Source organism: Streptomyces sp. NPDC031554 (assembly GCF_055580685.1).
Genome location: NZ_JBVIKX010000012.1, coordinates 52,431 through 69,761 on the forward strand (window position 1 = coordinate 52,431; position 17,331 = coordinate 69,761).

Here is a 17,331-nt window from a genome sequence, read left to right on the forward strand (position 1 = left end):
CCGTGGCCGTCCGCCCGGTCACCGGGCCGGTCACCGGGCCGGTGACGGTGGCCGGCCCGGTGTCGGTCACCCGGCCGGTGCCGGTGGCCGGCGCGTGGTTCCGCGGTCGGCCGTCGCCGCGAGGACGGCGGTCACGGAACCCGGCTCCGGGACCAGACCACGACGCTGTCGGACTCGAACACGGTGAAGACGGCCTCGTTGCGCGACGGCCGGGCGCGGTCGAGGTCGGTGACCACCGCGCCTCCCGCCTGACCGGCGGCGGTGGCGAGGACATGGGTGTCGAAGGTGTGGTCGTCCTTCTGCTCCAGCCAGAACAGCCGGTCGTCGCCGTCGCCGGAGACCAGCAGGTCGATGTCACGGTCCCCGTCCAGGTCACCGCTGCCGAACACGCCGGGCGCGGCCTGGCCCGCGCGGCCGCGCGAGACGATGCCCGTCGACAGGGGGGTCGTGCCCCACGGGGAGCGCGGATCGGCCGGCACCGAGAACGAGACCACCTGGGAGGTCGGGTCGGTGGAGCCGGGCGGGAAGACGGTGTTGGTGTGGTTGGAGCCGACCCAGACGGTGCCGCCGTCGCCGTACAGGTTCCGTACGGGCCGCAGCTGGATCGCTCTGCCCTGTGTGGTGTCGATGACGTGCGGCGTGAAGCCGCCGAACGGGTGGTCCGCGCCGGGGGCCGTGGTGCGCTCCAGCCACATGAAGGCGGCACCCGGCTCGAAGTACTGCGCGGAGGCCACGTCCTGGTCGCCGTCGGAGTCGACGTCCGCCACGACGGGGAGAGCGCCGCCGCCGGCCGCGAGGTCGACCGGCTCCCCGCTGAAGCGCTCGGGCCCGTCGACGCCCCGGAACACCTGGATCCAGGCGTGGGCCGCGGGCCGGCCCTCGATCCTCGTGACGGGCTGCGCGGACTCGCCGACGGTCACCAGGTCCTTGCGGCCGTCCCCGTCGAGGTCGACGAGGACGGCGCGGTGGTAGAAGAGGGGGGAGCTGCCCGGCGTCACGATGTCATGGCGCTTCCAGACGCCGTCGGCACGGTGTTCCCACCAGGTGAGGGATCCGCACGGTGTGGCGCAGCGGATGAACCCGCCCGGGACCACGATGTCGCGGTCGCCGTCGCGGTCGACGTCGGCCACGGCCGGTTCGTTGGGGAAGGGGATCGCGGCGTCGGTGCCGAACACCAGCCGCTTCGACCAGGTGCCGAGGTCGCTCCCCTTCTGCCGGTAGACCGCGAGGACGCCGGCCGCCGGTGGGATCGGCGGGCCTCCCGGGACGGCCTCGAAGCGGCCGAACCCGGTGGCCACGATCTCCTGGCGGCCGTCTCCCCCGACGTCGCCCGCCACGGCGAAGGCCGCGCCGGGAAGAGCGGCGTCGACCACGTGCGGGGAGAACGACGCCGTCGCGGAAGGAGCCGGTGACGCGTCGGCGGGGACGGTCGCGTGGAGAGAGGCGAGGGCGACGGTCAGCGCCGTTCCCGAGCGTGTCAGCCCGTACAAGGAGCCTCCTCGGATAGTCATGTACATGACATTCTAGAAGTCGGTGCTCCGCCCGGAAAGGCGCCCGGTCGCCGTTCACGGCCGATTCCCGCCCCCACTCCGCCCGCTCCCGCCAGAATGTGACACGGCACGGCCACCGGCCCGCCGGACGCCACGCACCGCCCACTCCGACACGCGCCGGGCCCGCCGGCGCACGGACAGGAGCAGACCATGAAGTTCCGCACCCTCGTCGAACCGCCCGAGCCCATGCGAGGTCTGGAGGTCCCCGCGGAGATCATCGACGAACTCGACGCCGGGAAGCGACCACCCGTCACCATCACCATCAACGACCACTCCTGGAACAGCCGCATCGCGATCATGCGGGGCCGTTACCTCATCGGCCTCAGCAAAGCCAACCGCGAAGCCGCCGGCGTCGAGACAGGCGAGGAGATCGAGGTCGACCTCGCCGTCGACACCCAGCCCCGGACCATCACCGAACCGGACGACCTGGTCCAGGCCCTCGACGCCGATCCCGTCGCCCGCACCGCCTACGACCAGCTCTCCCCCAGCCGCAAACGCGCCTACATCCACACCATCGAAAGCGCCAAGAAGCCCGAGACCCGCCACAGCCGCATCCAGAAGACCCTCGCCACACTCCGCAACCAACCGCTCACCTAGGGCCTCTCGTTCGGATCAGGCCGGGCTCGCAGGCCCCGGCACCGCACCCCGCCGCGTTGTCGTCGGTCGCCAGGGCTCCGCCCTGACTCCCTCCTCCGCCTCGCGAGGCACGGCACCGGACCCCGCTCCCCGATCCGGCCCGATCCAAACGAAAGACCCCAGGGTCTGCCGCCCGGACCGCGCCGCGGTCACTGGGGCCCGGCCGGTGCGGCCGGGCCCCAGCGCCGACGTCGTCACGCACCGGACGTCGGTACGCCGTACCGACGTCCGGTGCCGTGCTTCAGCCCTTGTCCGTCTCCAGCAGTCCCCGGGCCACGGCCAGGGCGTACGCGGACAGGGTGTAGGCGTCGGAGATCCGGCGGTCGGCGAGCATGGAGCGGAACTCGTCCTGCGACACGGCCCGGTAGCCGTCGATCCCCTCGGCCCTGGCCCCCGTCGCGGGGCCGTCCGCCAACCGCGTCGCGTCGATGTGCGCGAGGTACAGGTGGTCGGTTCCCGCACGCAGGCCGGTGTCGGGGGACACCGCGCCGAGATACGTCAGATCACCGATGTGGACGCCCAGTTCCTCCTGGAGTTCCCGGGCGGCCGTACCGGCCCCGCTCTCCCCCGGATCGGCGAATCCGCGGGGGATCTCCCAGTGCCAGTCGCGGTCCGCGTGGCGGAAGTGGCGCAGCAGGACGATGCGTCCGTCGGCGAGGAGGGGGAGCACCGCGGCTCCCCCGGACGCGGACGCGGGCACGACGCGGATGTAGGTGCCCAGCCTGCCGTCCGTGAACCGCACGGCGTCACGCACCAGACAGAGGTAGGCGTCGCGGTGGACGACGCCGACGTCCCCGGCGCTCTCGGGCAGCCCGGCCTCGACCGCAGCCCGTGAGGCCTCGTCGGAGACCCGCTCCTGCTCGGCGCGGTCGAGGAGGATCGTGAAGGCCGCGCCGGACGGATTCAGGAACAGCTCCGGGCGACGCTCGCGCAGCACCTCGTAATCGGCCAGCGCCGCCTGTCTCCTGACGGCCCGTTCGTGAGCGCTCATGTTCTCTCCTGTGTCTGCGCGCCATGTCCGGACCGCCGAGGCGGCGCCCGACGCGAGCCGGTCATAGGTACAGAGCCAGAGGAAGACGATCGACCCGTGCCTCCACCGACGTGAACGTCTCCATGCTCTCCCGGTAATGGTCGTGCAACACCTGCACCACGTCGAAGACCCCGGTGGACGACGACCCCAGGGCCTCCCGGCTTCCGCGCAGCAGCGCCCCCACCGTCGAGACCATCGCCGAGTTGTCCACGGACCACAGGGGCACGCCGATGGCGCCGGCACCGCTGATGATGAGAGAACGCATGAACCCCAGGACGTCGCCGCCGTCGGAGCGCATGCCCTGGCCGGCCAGGCAGGCGCCCAGCACGGTGAGCTTGTTCCTCGGCAGGCTGACGCGCAGGGCCAGGTCGAACTGGGACAGCATGTCCGTGTCTCCCAGGTGGATCAACGGGCCCGACGCCTCGGGCTCGTCGAGGTACAGGCCGTGACCGGCGTACACGAAGAACTCCGGCTTCACCGCGACGAGTTGCTCGAGCCCGTCCCAGTCCGCCGCGAATTCGCCCGCGACCTCGTCCACGAGGGCGGCGGGGACCTTGCCGGCCACGTGGACGTGGTCGGCGCGCCAGTCGGCTTCCACGATCTCCTCGCCCGTCGCCTCGTCGTCGGTCGACAGCAGTGCCGCGAGGTCGTCGTCGTCCTCCATGAGCTGCTTCTTCAGCAGGTGCCGGCCGCGGGTGACGAAGGCCGCGATGCTCACCGAGTGCGACAGCGGGACCCGGGCGGCGAGCGGCCGGTCGTCGCCCGGCTCGGTGGCGACGTGCAGGGGGATCGCGAAGATGTGGTCGGTCGGGATCAGGGTGAGGTGGGTCAGCGGGCCGCCCCGGCCGGCGCTCTCCCAGACCGGGCCGACGAGAAGGTCCCACACGCGACGGCAGGTCTCCGCCCTCGGCAGCGGGAGATCCTCGTCGTGGATGTCCCTGGAGACCTGCTGCGCGAGATCGGTCACTTCCGCGTAGGGCACGGACGGCAGCAGCGTCAGCACCCCGTTCCGGCAGACCATGATGCCGAGGGAGTCGGGCGCGGGCGTCTCCTCGCCGTCCAGGGGCGCGTCCGACGTGCCGAAACGGAAGTACCGCACGACGCAGGAGCCCTGGTGGTTGAGGGTGTACTGCACCAGCTGGTGGGCGATGTCCTCGTCGTGCGTCGCCGACGTCAGCGGGTGGTGGAGGAAGTGGTCCTCGTACTGCTGCGCCCGCTCGACGAGCATCTCCCTCATCTCCCTCAGCGTCTCCGGATCGAGGGTGTGCGCCCGCAGGGCCGGCAGGCGCCTCCCCCGCCCGGCCTCCTCGGTCCCCGCCGCTTCCTCGGACCTCTCGGCCTCCTCGGTCCCGTGCGCGTCGGCACGGGTGGGCAGCGGGTGGGCGGGGCGGTCCAGGACCGGCGGGCGGGACGAGGCGAGCAGGTCCAGGAGTTCGCGGCCCGAGGACTTCTCCACCAGGGAGACGATCTCCTCCAGGTGTTCCTGCCGGTGGTCGGCCCGGGACATCTCCTTGCCGATGACGCGCAGGTACGCGGGCCTGATGTGCTCGGCGTAGGCGCGCTTGTACACGGGCAGGGCGATCGCTTCGCGCACCGACTCCGCCATCTTGATCCGGCGTTCCGGGACGTCGCCCGGACGGTCGGCCGCGGGAAGGGCGGCGGCCGTCTCCCGGTAGGCGCGCACGGTGTACGCGTAGAAGTCGACGTCGAGCCCGGCGCGGCGGCCCGTACCGGCCGCGTCGTCCTCCAACTCGTCCAGGAGCCGTCCCAGTTCGGCCAGGCCGTCGCGGCCGCCGCCGAGCTTGGCGAGGTTCTGGCGGGCGATCCGCCGGCCGCGCTCCCATCCCGGGCGTTCCTTCTCCCCCTCCCCGCGCCCGATGTCCCGCAGCGTCTCGAAGCGCTTGCGGGGGCGGTCGCCGCAGAAGGCCTGGTTCAGGAGCGACTGTGACACCCGGTAGGTGTCGCCCAGGCCCTCGGAGATGGCCTGGGAGCGTGCGGTGACGCGCAGCGACTGCTGGATCTCCCCGGCCTGCCGCAGTGCGGTGGCGAGGTTGTGCAGGGCGTTGGAGTAGCCGCGCAGGAACTCCCGGTGTCTCAGGGGGGTCGTCCCGTCGGGAACGGCCTCGGTGTCGACACCGTGTTCCTCCGCCTGCTCCAGGATCCTGTCGTGCATCTCCCGCATCGGCGGGACGAACGCGTCCGCCTTCGTGCCGCCGTCCCTCTCCCGGGCGGCCTGGCCGCGTTCCTCGAACTCCGCGCGGGTGTGGTTGCTGAGCAGGTCGGGCAGGGCCCACCACAGCCGGGCCCGTTCGGCCACCTGCACCGCCGTTCCGAAGACACGGCGGGAGGCGGTGTAGCTGCCCAGTCGATAGCGGATCCGGCCGACCCCGTCGTACCAGCGGGCGAGGGCGTAGTGGGGGAAGACGTCGGCGGGGTCGAGGGTGCCGTCGGTGTGCCACATCATCAGCCGTTCCGCGTCCCGCTGTGATTCCTCGATCAGCTGCAGTGCCGAGAGCAGTTCGTAGCCGACGTCGGCCTGGACGATCTCGCACCAGTGGGCTCCGACCCGGCGGGCGATGCCGCGCGCACCCGCCGCCGGGTCCTTGGTGTGCGCCCGGGCCAGCCGCAGCATGCCGGTGGCGTCCGCCTGGCGCATCGGGGCGTCGAAGTCGACGTCGAACCTCATGATCAGATCCTCGACGTCCAGCGCCTCGACGAAGGTCCTGATCGTGGAGCTGGGGTCGTGCGGGCGGTCTCCGTCGACCTGGGACATACGGGTACTCCTCGGTGGTTCCGTCGGGTCGGTGTTTTCGTCGGGTTCGGGAATCCGGGCCGCGGCGGCCGGTCGGCCGGTGCCTCGGCCGGACAGGGGAGGGATCCAGGGCACGTCCGGCCCTTCGCGTCGGATCGGCGCGCGGCGTCCGGTGCCGGGGGCACCTCCCACGCCGTTCGGGCAGTGGGGGAGCGTCGCACGGCGGAGGATCGCCCGTGCACCGGATGCACTCGGGTGGTCCGACGACGCGGCGGTGGGAGTCCCTCCCACGCGAGCGGAGCCGAGCGTGAGGGAGCCGTGCCGGGCGTCGCGCGCCCGACGGAAGGGGCGGACACTCCCTAGTTCCGCCGGGTCAGGACGTACGTGCCGAGCAACGTGGTCAGGCCGGTCACCAGGGCGGCGGGGAGCGTCCACGCGGCGGTGGGCGGCTGCCCTCCCCCGCGGATCCCCCAGCCGGTGGCGGCCAGCCACCCCAGGGCGGCGCCGAACAGTCCCGCGGCGCCCGAGTCGAGCCACCGGTACCGCCGCGTCGTGGGCGAGGCGCCCGCCACGCGCAGCGCGGCCAGGGGCAGGGCGAGGGCGAGCGCGGACATGGCGGCGATGACCGGGGACTGGAGCGCCTTGCGCATCGGCACCTCGTACTGCATCGCCTGCACCGCCGTCAGCGCGGTGAGGACGGAACCCAGGACGGAGGTCTGGATGAGCGTCAGCCACCCGCGGTGGCGGGAGAGTTCACGCTCCACGAGTACCGAGACCGCGGTACGCACGCCTTCCGCCCGCTCACGCACGGCCTCCAGGTGGAGGCGGTCCTCCTCCACCTGCCTGATGAGCCATTCGGCGTCGGCGCGGTCCGTCACGGTCCAGGAGACCCCTTCGCCGCGCCGCCGCGTCTCGGGGGTGTGCAGGCGCATGTTGGCGACGGCGATGGAGAGACTGCGGCCCAGTTGGCGTTGCCGGGTGATCGTCCACAGCAGTCCCTGGGGTCCGAACTGCGCCTCGTCCACGAGAGCCGACGCCTTGAGGACGCGTTCCAGGGGGACGGGATGCCGCGTCGTGTTCTCCAGCTCCCGCAGGAGGCGCGTCGTGTGCTCGTCGCTCTCGGCGAGCTGCGCGTTCGACGCCCCCGAAGCCGTGTACCTCAGGTGCTGATAGCGGATCTTGGAGAGCTGGAGCAGATAGCGGGCGAGGGGTCTCAGTCCGTGCCGGCCCTCGACGGCCCAGGCCCATTCGTCGAGGGCGGCCTCCTGGCGGGCCGGGGCGAGGACGTAGAGGTCACTCACGGCGTCGGGTCCGCCGGTGGTGTCGGACCGCCACACGGCGAATCCGTGTTCCGTGCGGTCGAAGCCGGTCCACCAGGATCCACCCCCCGGCCGGGGCGCGTGCCGGTGCACGAGGTCGCACAGGTCGCGGTCCCCGAGAACGGGCCCGGGGTCGTAGAGGGCCTCGAAGACCCGGAACTCACCGAGCATCCCCGACGACGGCGACGGCCCGTGCGCGGCCGCCACCGCCGCGTTCCACTCGGCGTCGAGGTCGCTCCACTGCGTGAGGTCCCGCGTCGTGTCGTTGGGCGCGAGCAGCGCGACGACACCGACGACGTCGTGGTCGGCGAAGGCGAAGGCGGAGTAGAGGGGGTCGCCCGCCGGCCGCTCCGCGGCCGCCAGCAGGGTGAACTCCGAGGTGACCGAGCGGGCCGGGCCGAAATCGATGTGACCCGCGGGGACCACGGTCCCCGAAATCGACTCGGTCATGCCCAGTGAACGGCAGGCCCGCCACAGGGATGCCAGATACTCCCGTGAATTGTTCTCGATTTCCGAATCGGCCGGCGCGAATGCCATCACGAGTAAAGCCGGCTTGGTGATTCCGCTCACGCCACGTGGCCCACTTCCCGGGATTCCGAAGGAGGGGTGAAAACAGCACAGTGGTTTTCCCGAAGGATTTCCCTACCCGATCGCGCCGTGTCCGGACGGCCGGAAACGGTCCGTCATCCGGACGTCCCGCGGCCCTCGCGGCCGTCCCGGGACCGGTCCGCCGGACCGCGCACGTCGACGGTCAACCGTTCGATCAGGTGGTTGCGCTGTTCCTGCTGCTGCGGCGGGATCGGGGTTCGTTCGCCGCCCAGGCGGGCACCCGCCCGGCGGACCGCGCCCCGTTGTTCCAGCGGTTCGAGCCGGGCGAGGACACGGACGACCTCGGCGTCGTCCCCTCCGGCAAGCACGGCCTGGAGGCTTTTCAGGACGTCCCCCATCGCTTCCCACTCCTGCGGGGTGAGCCGTAAGCGCTCGATCCCCTTGACCCGCTCGACGATCTGCTGTGGCGTCATGAAGTCCTCCCCCGCCATGCCCAGCCGCACGTCCGTTCGCGTGCGTTCCCCGTATCGGCGCAGCGGTTCGGATCATAGCGCCCACGGCTCTATATCACGTCGGGGATTTTCAAAATATCTTGGCCGGACGCGCTTCCGTGGCCGTCAATTGTGGCGCGTGGTGGCGGTGTGCCCTGTACAGGAAGGGGGCGCGCGCCGGGGGCGCTCGAGAAGTGCTCGCAACCGTGGCCATGGCCGCGGCCGCCGTGGCCGGACGAAGGGGCGCCGACGGTACGCGGGGAACCTCACGGGTTCGGCATGCCCGCCGGCGAGCCCGGCCGGCCCCGGTGCCGCGGAACGATCACCGGCTTCCCGGCCGGGCACACGGCTTCGGCCCCCGGCGCACAGAGGCCGGGGACCGAAAGCAGAAAGCCGGAAGCGAGGATCAGCGCCCCGTCGTGCCGTCGTCACGGTAGGTGCGGCGTGCCGCGTCGGCGGCCTTGTCGGTGTGGGCGTCGTACTTGTTCCCCGTCCGCTCGTCGACCATTCGCTCGGCGCTCGTCACTCCCTTGTCGGCCTGGTCCGGGTGGCCCTTGGCCATCTCCTTGGCCTTCTTCGCCATGTCGCCCAGCTTGCCCATGGGATACCTCCCGCGATAGCGCGTGCGTCCTGTCCGCCTGCGGGTACCCCCCGAGATCGGGGCAAACCCTCCCGGACGCACGACGGGGTCCGCCGTGCGGCTGCCGCCGCCGCACGGGATTCACAGCCGGACGGTGGTGCCGGGCTCGAGACGCTCGATCCGGACCCCGGTCAGGCCCTCCTCCCCCAGGAGGGTGGCGGTGGAGCGCTGACCGAGGTCGCTGAGCATGAGTTCGTGGATCTGGACGACGCGCTCGGGGTCGACCGCGCGGACGTGTTCGGCGGCCTCACCGAGCTTGGTCCAGGGGCCGCTGGTCGGCAGCAGGAGGGTGCGCACGGGAACGCCGGGCGCGAAGTAGGCGTCGCCGGGGTGGTAGAGGGCGCCGTCGTCGAGGAGGTAGCCGACGTTGTCGGGGCAGGGGATGTCGGCGTGGACCGGCGCGTGCCGGTCGCCGTGGACGGTGGCGGTGAAGGAACCGACGGTGACGGTGTCGCCCGCGGCGACGGCGTGGACGCGGCCGCTCCGGCCGCCGAGAGCGGTCACGACGGCGGTGGTGCCGTAGACGTGCAGGTCGGGCCGGGCTTCGAGGGCAGCGGCGACGAGCGCGGAGTCGAAGTGGTCGAAGTGGTCGTGCGTGATCAGGACGGCGTGCGCCCGGGCGACGGCCTCTGCCGCGTCCGGGGTGAACGTGCCGGGATCGATGACCAGCCGGGTGCCGTCCTTCTCGAGCGTGACGCAGGCATGAGCGTGCTTGGTGAGCTTCACCGCGGGTCCTCTCGGCAGAAATTCATGTACCTCAACTGTACACATTGACTGTAGAAATTGTCGGCAGGGCCGGGTCCCGCACCCTCGGTCGAGCCCTCGGCCACCCTCACCGAGCCGTACACCCAAGGTGTACAGCCGGGTTGGCGAGGGTGAGTAGGCTGGCGCCATGGACGACGATCAGCTGGCCGAAGAACTCCGCCTGGCCATCGGACAGCTCGTACGCACGGTGCGCACCGCCGACGAGATGCCCCCCGGCGAGGCCGCCGTCCTCGGCTATCTGGACCGCAGGGGCCCGCTGACCACCGCCGATGTCGCACAACAGCGGGGAGTCAGCCACCAGTCGGCCGCCAAGGCGGTCAAGGAACTCCTCGGCCGGGGTCTCGTGCGCGCCGAGGCCCACCCCAGCGACGGGCGCAAGCTCCTGCTCCACATCACACCGGCGGGAAGCGACCGCCTCGCCGAGGAACGCCGAAGGCGCGCGGACCGGCTCGGCACGGCGATCACCGAAGCACTCGGCCCCGACGAGCGGGAGACGCTCGCGGCCGCGGTACCGCTGCTGGCGCGCCTGGACGCGCACTTGAGGACCAGGTAGAGACAGCGCGGCCCGGGTACGACCGGGGAGGGCGCGGGCCCGGTCCCGGCCGGAGGACCGGAACCCCGGCCCGTCGCACGCGGCCCGCAGCCGCGTGCGAGGGGACCGGAGTCCGGCAGGCGGTGCCTACTTCAGCGCCACGGCGTCGCCGGCCGACACGATCCGGGCGGTCGTGGTCGTGCCGGGGAAGTACCAGCGCCAGCTGCCCGCGGACGTGACGGTCACCTTGGTGCTGAGCTGTCCGGAGCTGCCCGTCCGCACGGTCCTGACCGTGCTGTAGTGGGCGGCGCCCGCCTTGCGGTACTGGAGCTTCACGTCCTGTCCGGCGAACCCCTGGTACTTGCGGGTCTCCCAGTTCGCCCGCGACAGCTTGCCGGTGATCGTGAGCTTCGCGCCCTTGGCCACCGGCTCGGGAGCCGCGTCGGTCGTCAGCCTCGAGTCCCGCTTCACCCGGTACGCGGCGATGGAGTCGGAGATCCAGTAGTCCCCGTCGTTCGCCTTGACGGTGGCGTTCACCGTCCAGAGCCCGGCGATCCTGTTGGAGTCGATGTCGTCACCGGCCGCGATCCACGCCGGGTCCACCGACATGGTCGCCGTGCACACCGACGTCGTCGAGGACTTCTTCCGGCACGTCGTGCCCGTCCAGTCGAAGAAGCCGTAGAGGTTGGAACGGTTGAAGGTGCTGACCCGGGTGAGCCCCTTCACGCCCGAATTGTCCTTGACGGTGACGGCGATCGGGAACGTCACCCTGTTCACCGTGCCGACCGTGACGTCGGCCCCGCCGTTGACGACGGCCGACACCACCCGGACGTCGCCCCGCCCCTCGGCGTGGGCCCCGGTCGCGGTGAGCAGCATCAGGGCGACCGCCCCTCCCGCCGCCCAGCCGCCTCTTCGTGCACGTCCTGTTCTGTCTTTCATGGCCCTCCCCTGGTGAGTCGACCGTGAGACCGGTCGACGCTCACGCAGGTTATACAAGAGGCAGGTGAACACACCGCGCTGCGCCTCCGGTTCGCGGGCGGTCCCGCGGGAACCCCGGCGGCCCGGGCCGACCTCGGCTCCCGGGCGCGGCGGACGCGCCGTCCCGGAGGGCGGCGGGGTCCGCCGGTCAGGCCGTGAGGGGGATGACGGCGAGGGGATCGGTGGTCGGCTGCCGGGAGCCGCCGGCGGGTTCGACCGTGATGCCGACGGCCACCGCCCCGGCCGGCGGGCCCCGCAGGACACGGGAGGCCTGCTCCTCGGTGCCCGGCAGGAGGCCGGCGGGACGCTGGGCGCCCGCCTCTGCGGCGTACCAGAGCTCGTAGACCTTGTCTCCCGTCAGCGCGGGAAGACCCCGGGCGGTGAAGACCGCCCGGGCCTCGGAGCGCGACACGACGACGGCCGCCGCGCCGCCGCCGGTCAGCTCCGCGGTGTGGAGGGTGGCGTCGCGGGCGGTCGCGACGTCGGTGAGTGCCCGGTTGACCGCGTGCGCGCGGGCGGCCCGGGCGCGGGCGTCGTCGGCTCGGGAGTGCTGCCATGCGGCGACGCCGCCGAGGAGGGCGGCCGCGACGGCGCTCACGGCCAGGGCGAGGCGCACGGCCCGGTGCCCGGCGCGGTGTCCCGCACGGTGCCCGGCGCCGCGTCCCGCACGGTGTCCGGCCTCCGGCGGACGACGCGGCCGGTCCTGAGCGGTCCGGCCGACGGCGTCGAGGGTGCGGGCGCGCACGCGCGGCGGCACGGAGGCGGACTCGGCGTCGGCGAGACGCGTGACGATCTCCAGGTAGGCGGCCACCTCCGCGCGGCAGTCCTCGCAGCCGGCGAGATGCCCCTCGAACGCGGCTTCCTCGGCCGGGGGCAGTGCGTGCAGGACGTAGGCGCCGACGGCGAGGTGCAGGTCTCCCCCGGAGGTCATGTGCCGGTCTCCAGGCAGGCGCGCAGCTGCCGCAGACCCGCGCGCATGCGTGACTTCACCGTGCCCTCGGGGGTGGACAGCGCGTCGGCGACCTCGAGGTAGGTCAGGCCCTGGTAGAAGGCGAGCACGAGGGGGACCCGCTGCGAGGGTGTCAGCGCGGCCAGGCACCGGTAGATGCGCCGCTGCTCGTCGCGTTCCTGCACGGTTTCCGCGACCTGGTCGAAGGTCCGTTCCATCAGCAGCCGCGCGGCGCGCCGCTCGCGTTCGGAGCCGGCGTGGGCGGCGCGCACCCGGTCCACCGCACGGCGGTGCGCGAGGGTGAGGACCCACGCCTTGGCCGTCCCGCGTCCGGGGTCGTAGCGGCCCGCGGTGCGCCAGACCTCGACCATGACCTCCTGGGTCACCTCCTCCGCCTGAGCGGCGTCCCGCAGGATCCGGCAGACCAGTCCCAGGACCGCGGCGGAGAAGGCGTCGTAGACACCGGCGAACGCGTCCTCGTCACCGCCGGCGACACGCGTGAGCAGGTCCTCGGCCCGCGCGCCCGGCTCGGTTCCGTGTAGCAAGCGCCGCTCCCCTCGTGCCCGGGTGCCCTCGGCTGCCGTGTCCCGCCGTCCCTCCGGTCCGACTCTGGCACCGGTCGGCACGAGGCGCAGTGCGGCGGTGGCACCGGAGTGAGGCCGGCCGGAGCCGCCCCGCCGGGGACGTCGCCGTTCCCCGCGGCTTCGAGATTTCCGTCCCGTCCCCTCATCCGTCGTGCCGACGGCTTCGAATACCTCATGTCCGGCACGGCGAGGCGAAAGGCAGCGCTCCTCCCGGCACCCGGCCGCGCCATCCGCGCGACCGGCCGGTCCGGGCAGGACGGCTCCTCACCGTGTTCGTTCCCGACCGGTCGAAGGAGATACGCCGATGACCGCATCCATGCGAGTCCGTCGTCTGGTGGCCGGGGCCGCCGCCACGGGACTGCTGGCCGGAGGCGCCGCGCTCGGCACGTCCGGCACCGCCGGCGCGGCTCCCGCGCCCACGCCCGCCACCGCCGCCACCACCACGGGTGACCACCACGACAGGTGCGAGTGGAAGCAGGGCCACTGGGAGAAGACGTGGGTCAAGGGTCACTGGGAGAAGAAGCGGGTTCACCACAAGACCTGGCAGAAGGGTCACTACGACAAGCACGGCATCTGGCACGAGGGCCACTGGAAGCACCACTACTCCTACCAGTGGATCTACGTGCCCGGCCACTGGGACCACCACTGGGTCAAGGGGCACTGGGACTGCAAGCACCGCTGAGGTGGACGCCTCAGGTCTCGGGTGAGGGTCGTGGCGCGGCCCGGCCCTCACCCTCACCCGCGTCCGGCCGGCCCTCACCCCTGTCCGCTCGTCCGTCGCCGCGTTCCCCGGGGCTTCCTCAGGCTCCGGGGACCGGGGCCCCGGTCCCGGCCTTGACCTTGACACGGTGGCAAGGTCTTCACTGCTCGCCGGGAGGTGGTTCCGATGACCACGGCGGGACAGGGCACGGACATGGTGGGAGCGCTGCGGGACCTGGAGGACGGCCGTTCGTCCGTCCGGTTGCGGGCGGCTCTGGCGGTCGGTACGGCGCCGGATCCGCGCTTCGTCGGCAAGTTGACGGAGCGCTGTGCGATCGAGCCCGAGTTCTTCGTCCGCGACATGCTGACCTGGGCACTCACCCGCCACCCGGTGTCTCTGACGCTTCCCGCGCTGCTCCGCGAAGTCGGCTCGGAGCACGCGCAGGCCCGGAGCCAGGCGCTGCACACGCTCTCCAAGATCGGGGACCGGAGGGCGTGGCCGGCGATCACCGTCGCGCTCCTGTCGGACGGCGACGACGAGGTGGCGCGGAGCGCCTGGCGTGCGGCGGTCGTGCTCGTGCCGGACGGTGAGGAGTCCTGGTTGGCCGCGGCGTTGGCGACGCAGCTCGGGCGCGGTGACCGGGAGACGCAACGGAGCCTGAGCCGGGCGCTGGTGGAGCTGGGGGACGTCGTTGCGCCGGCTCTGCGCGGTGCGTCGACGGCTCCCGACCCGCGGGTGCGCACGCACGCGCTCGCCACCGAACGGCTGCTGCGCGACCCGGACGCCGGATTCGCGTACGCGGTCGAGGAGGCGAAGCGTGTCGTGGCCCTCGGCGGGTCGGTCCCCAAGGCACGATAGGAGGTGTTGATCGGTGAGGTGGCGCGGCGGTCCGGGGTCAGTGCCCGCATGCTCAGGCATTACGAGTCGCTCGGTCTGATCCGGCCGTCGGGCCGTACGGGGTCGGGCTATCGGGAGTACTCCGGCGACGACATCCGGCGGGTCTTCCACATCGAGAGCCTGCGTTCGCTGGGGTTGCCGCTGCGGGAGATCGGGCGCGCGCTCGACGACCCCGGGTTCACGCCCTCGGCGCTCGTCGGCGACCTCATCCGCCGGACGCGCGAACGCATCGCGGCCGAGACCGAGTTGCTCACACGGCTCCGCCGGATCGATGCCGCGGAACCCGACGGCTGGGAGGACGTCCTCCAAGCTGTCTCCTTTCTCCAGGCGTTGGGGTCGCAGAGCGCCAACACGCGTCAGCGCGCCGCCCTTTCCTCGGTGGACGAGGTCCCGGTGCCGGTGGAGGCCCTGGTCGAGGCGGTTCTGAGCGAGAACGAGCCGAACGTCGCCGGAGCCCTCCGCTGGGCGCTGGCGCGAGCGGGCGACGGTGCCGGCGTCACGTCCCTGCTGGCGGACGGCCTCGGTTCACCGGTGGCCGCGGTGCGGGAACGCGCCGTCCGGTGTCTCGCCGCGCTGGCCGACGGTGAGGCCGCCGTACGGCTGCGGGACGCCCTCACGCACCCCGACGCCGTGGTCCGCGGCCACGCGGCCCTGGCCCTCGGGGGGCGTGGCGTGGCCGACGCGGTCCCGACGCTCGTCGACATGATCGTGCGGGGACGGAACGACACCGACGCCGCCGATGCGCTGGGCGTGCTGGCGGCGGGTGACACCGGCGGGCCGGAGCGGATCGCCGCCGTACTCGTCGACCGCCTCGCCCACGCCTCCCGCGACGCGCGGGTACGGCTGACCCAGGCGCTGGCGGACATCCCGGGGGTCACCGCGTCACGTGCGCTCGTGGAGCTGGCGCGGGACGGGGACGACGCCGTCGCGCTGACCGCGGCCTACCTTCTGCGCCTGCGCGACACCCGCTGACGGAGCCCTCCGCGGGCCGCCGGTGGTACGGAGGGGCCCGGCGGGGAGGAACCGGAAGGCCTCCCCCACCGGGTCCCGCCGACGGCACGAGGGGGAGGACCCCTTCCCGCCCGGGGCAGGTGTGCTCGCACGACGGGTCACCGTCTTCCGCACCGGGGCGGCCGGGGGTTAGTGTGCGGGGACGGCGAACACCCCACGAGGAGCTTCGAGATGATCGGTCTTCCGAGCGCGCGTTGACGTCGTGAGGCCGTGACCGGCCCGTCATCGCGTGCTGCCTTCGACAGCGCGGCACAGCGAACCTCTCCCTGCTTCCCGCCCGAACCGCCGGTGTCCCCTCGTACGTCCCCTCGTACGTCCCTTCGTGGATCCGGTGGTGTGTCCGGTGGCGGGTCTCGTCCTCGGTGACACAAGGATTCCCTGTGCCGTTCGCCCCTTCCTCCGTATCCGATCCCGGTCGGTCCGTTCCGTCGGGCCTGTGGCGGGACGCCGACTTCCGCAGGCTCTGGACGGGCCAGACGGCCTCCCAACTCGGCGAGCAGGCGAGCCTGGTGGTTCTGCCGCTCTTCGCCGTCCTGACACTCCACGCCGGTGCCGGCGAGCTGGGCCTGCTCCGTGCGGTGGGGCAGGCGCCGGTCCTGTTGCTCTCGCTCTTCGCGGGGGCGTGGGTGGAGGGGTGGCGGACCCGCACGACGATGGTGCTCACGGACGCCGGCCGGGCTCTGGCCCTGGGCGCCACCGCCGTGGCCGGCGTCCTCGGTCTGCTCGGCATGCCCGCGCTGCTCGCGGTCACCTTCGCGCTCGGCGCCCTGTCCGTGTTCTTCGACGTGGCCTACCAGTCCTCCCTGGTACGTCTCGTGAGACGCGATCAGCTGGTCCGGGGCAACAGCGCGCTCGAGGGCAGCCGGTCCGCCGCCCAGATCGGCGGTCCCGCGCTGGGCGGTGCGTTGGTCTCCCTGCTGTCGGCGCCGGCCGCCGTGGCCTCCGGCGCCCTGTTCTTCGCCCTGTCGTTCCTGTCGGTGCGACGCGTCCGTCGGACCGAGCAGGTCCCGGAACGCCCGGAACCCTCAAAACGCCCGCCTCGGGTCCGGCGGCGGATCGGTGAGGGCCTGCGTTTCGTCGCCGGCGACGCCACGCTGCGCACCGTGTGCCTGGCCTCGGCCGCCTTCCAGTTCTCCTTCTCGGCGACGACGACCATCCACCTGCTCTTCCTGCCCAGGGAACTGCACCTGTCGGGGACCGTCGTGGGGCTCGCGCTCGCCGCGGCGGGACCGGGCGCGCTCCTGGGCTCGCTGCTGGCCGCCCGCCTGCCGGGCCGGTTCGGTCACGGTGCGGTGCTCGTGACCGCGGCGGCACTGGGCGACGGCGCGTTCCTGTGCGTGCCCCTGCTGCACGGCTCCTCCGCGGCGACGGTCGCCGTACTCCTCGCGGTCGGTTTCGTGTTCGGGGCCGGGGGTCAGTTGGTGAACGTCACGGTGATGGCGGTGCGGCAGGCCGTCACCCCGGACGGGATGCAGGGCCGCGCGGCCGCGACGATCACGTTCGCCGGCATGGGGTTCGCTCCGCTCGGCTCCCTGCTCGGCGGGTTCCTCGCGCAGGAGTGGGGGTTGCGCACGAGCCTCCTGGTGACGGCGGCGGGCATGCTGCTGTCTCCCGTGCTGATGGCCCTGTCGCCGCTCGCACGCCTGGGACGGGTGCTTCCGGCTCCGCGGGACGGGCAGCCGGCCCGCGGGCACGTCGGGTGACATCAGGACGCGCCGACGCGGGTCGTGGCCCGGTGCCCGACGGTGCCCGGTGCTCGCGCGGGACGGAACTTTTCCAGGTCCCGGGGGCGGCTCCGTCGGTTTTCGGGACGCGGCCGCCTCCGGCTCGCTCGGTCCGCCGCGGCGCCGCACGGTTCCGGATCGTTCGACCGATGACGGCGACCACGAGCCGGTCGGGCACGGCGTCGAGGCGGTGCTCCGGCCGGCGGTCGGGCCGGCACGGCCGC

Annotated in this window: 16 protein-coding genes; 6 read left to right on the plus strand and 10 right to left on the minus strand. The window is 72.8% G+C overall.

Translation table 11 applies throughout. The annotated features are described in order from the left end of the window. Positions 1–131: 131 nt before the first annotated feature. Positions 132–1,490: an FG-GAP repeat domain-containing protein gene (locus ACZ5FU_RS27405; RefSeq protein WP_451528451.1), complete on the minus strand. Its 1,359-nt coding sequence runs from the start codon at positions 1,488–1,490 to the stop codon at positions 132–134. 210 nt (positions 1,491–1,700) lie between these two features. Here ACZ5FU_RS27405 and ACZ5FU_RS27410 point away from each other — a divergent pair, with 210 nt between their 5' ends. After that, positions 1,701–2,147 carry a YdeI/OmpD-associated family protein gene (locus ACZ5FU_RS27410; RefSeq protein ID WP_451528450.1) on the plus strand — a complete coding sequence of 149 codons (447 nt, stop codon included), beginning with the start codon at positions 1,701–1,703 and terminating at the stop codon, positions 2,145–2,147. A gap of 280 nt (positions 2,148–2,427) precedes the next feature. Here the strand turns inward: ACZ5FU_RS27410 and ACZ5FU_RS27415 are convergent, their stop codons facing one another. The 6 genes from ACZ5FU_RS27415 to ACZ5FU_RS27440 all read right to left on the minus strand — a co-directional run bounded on the left by ACZ5FU_RS27415 (position 2,428) and on the right by ACZ5FU_RS27440 (position 9,693). Continuing rightward, on the minus strand, positions 2,428–3,177 hold the full coding sequence (locus ACZ5FU_RS27415; RefSeq protein WP_468645721.1) for an NUDIX hydrolase: 750 nt from the start codon (positions 3,175–3,177) through the stop codon (positions 2,428–2,430). Between the two features lie 61 nt (positions 3,178–3,238). After that, the gene (locus ACZ5FU_RS27420) at positions 3,239–5,989 is read right to left on the minus strand and encodes a CHAT domain-containing protein (protein WP_468645723.1); all 2,751 of its coding nucleotides are present in this window, start codon (positions 5,987–5,989) and stop codon (positions 3,239–3,241) included. Between the two features lie 338 nt (positions 5,990–6,327). After that, positions 6,328–7,857 carry a CATRA conflict system CASPASE/TPR repeat-associated protein gene (locus ACZ5FU_RS27425; protein WP_469047237.1) on the minus strand — a complete coding sequence of 510 codons (1,530 nt, stop codon included), beginning with the start codon at positions 7,855–7,857 and terminating at the stop codon, positions 6,328–6,330. A gap of 113 nt (positions 7,858–7,970) precedes the next feature. Continuing rightward, positions 7,971–8,309: a CATRA system-associated protein gene (locus tag ACZ5FU_RS27430; protein WP_451528446.1), complete on the minus strand. Its 339-nt coding sequence runs from the start codon at positions 8,307–8,309 to the stop codon at positions 7,971–7,973. Positions 8,310–8,733: 424 nt separating this feature from the next. Further along, entirely contained in the window at positions 8,734–8,928 is a 195-nt protein-coding gene (locus tag ACZ5FU_RS27435; RefSeq protein ID WP_451528445.1) for an antitoxin, read from the minus strand. A 120-nt stretch (positions 8,929–9,048) separates the two neighbouring features. Further along, the gene (locus ACZ5FU_RS27440) at positions 9,049–9,693 is read right to left on the minus strand and encodes an MBL fold metallo-hydrolase (RefSeq protein WP_451528444.1); all 645 of its coding nucleotides are present in this window, start codon (positions 9,691–9,693) and stop codon (positions 9,049–9,051) included. 166 nt (positions 9,694–9,859) lie between these two features. Here ACZ5FU_RS27440 and ACZ5FU_RS27445 point away from each other — a divergent pair, with 166 nt between their 5' ends. Beyond that, positions 9,860–10,285, plus strand: coding sequence for a MarR family winged helix-turn-helix transcriptional regulator (locus tag ACZ5FU_RS27445; protein ID WP_468645730.1), 426 nt, complete (start codon positions 9,860–9,862; stop codon positions 10,283–10,285). 126 nt (positions 10,286–10,411) lie between these two features. Here ACZ5FU_RS27445 and ACZ5FU_RS27450 read toward each other — a convergent pair whose 3' ends face one another. From ACZ5FU_RS27450 to sigK, 3 genes are all read right to left on the minus strand, one after another. Then, positions 10,412–11,140: a hypothetical protein gene (locus tag ACZ5FU_RS27450; RefSeq protein WP_451528442.1), complete on the minus strand. Its 729-nt coding sequence runs from the start codon at positions 11,138–11,140 to the stop codon at positions 10,412–10,414. Between the two features lie 250 nt (positions 11,141–11,390). Continuing rightward, positions 11,391–12,173, minus strand: a complete 783-nt coding sequence (locus ACZ5FU_RS27455) for an anti-sigma factor (RefSeq protein ID WP_451528441.1) — start codon at positions 12,171–12,173, stop codon at positions 11,391–11,393. After that, entirely contained in the window at positions 12,170–12,736 is a 567-nt protein-coding gene (gene sigK, locus ACZ5FU_RS27460; protein WP_451780979.1) for an ECF RNA polymerase sigma factor SigK, read from the minus strand. Before sigK ends, ACZ5FU_RS27455 begins: the two co-directional genes overlap by 4 nt. A gap of 343 nt (positions 12,737–13,079) precedes the next feature. Here sigK and ACZ5FU_RS27465 point away from each other — a divergent pair, with 343 nt between their 5' ends. The 4 genes from ACZ5FU_RS27465 (at position 13,080) to ACZ5FU_RS27480 (ending at position 17,086) form a co-directional block, all read left to right on the plus strand. Continuing rightward, positions 13,080–13,457, plus strand: coding sequence for a hypothetical protein (locus tag ACZ5FU_RS27465; RefSeq protein ID WP_451528439.1), 378 nt, complete (start codon positions 13,080–13,082; stop codon positions 13,455–13,457). Between the two features lie 204 nt (positions 13,458–13,661). Further along, positions 13,662–14,333 carry a HEAT repeat domain-containing protein gene (locus ACZ5FU_RS27470; RefSeq protein ID WP_451528438.1) on the plus strand — a complete coding sequence of 224 codons (672 nt, stop codon included), beginning with the start codon at positions 13,662–13,664 and terminating at the stop codon, positions 14,331–14,333. 3 nt (positions 14,334–14,336) lie between these two features. Then, entirely contained in the window at positions 14,337–15,344 is a 1,008-nt protein-coding gene (locus ACZ5FU_RS27475) for a MerR family transcriptional regulator (protein WP_451528437.1), read from the plus strand. A 419-nt stretch (positions 15,345–15,763) separates the two neighbouring features. Beyond that, positions 15,764–17,086, plus strand: coding sequence for an MFS transporter (locus tag ACZ5FU_RS27480; RefSeq protein WP_469047240.1), 1,323 nt, complete (start codon positions 15,764–15,766; stop codon positions 17,084–17,086). The last annotated feature ends 245 nt before the right edge of the window (positions 17,087–17,331 follow it).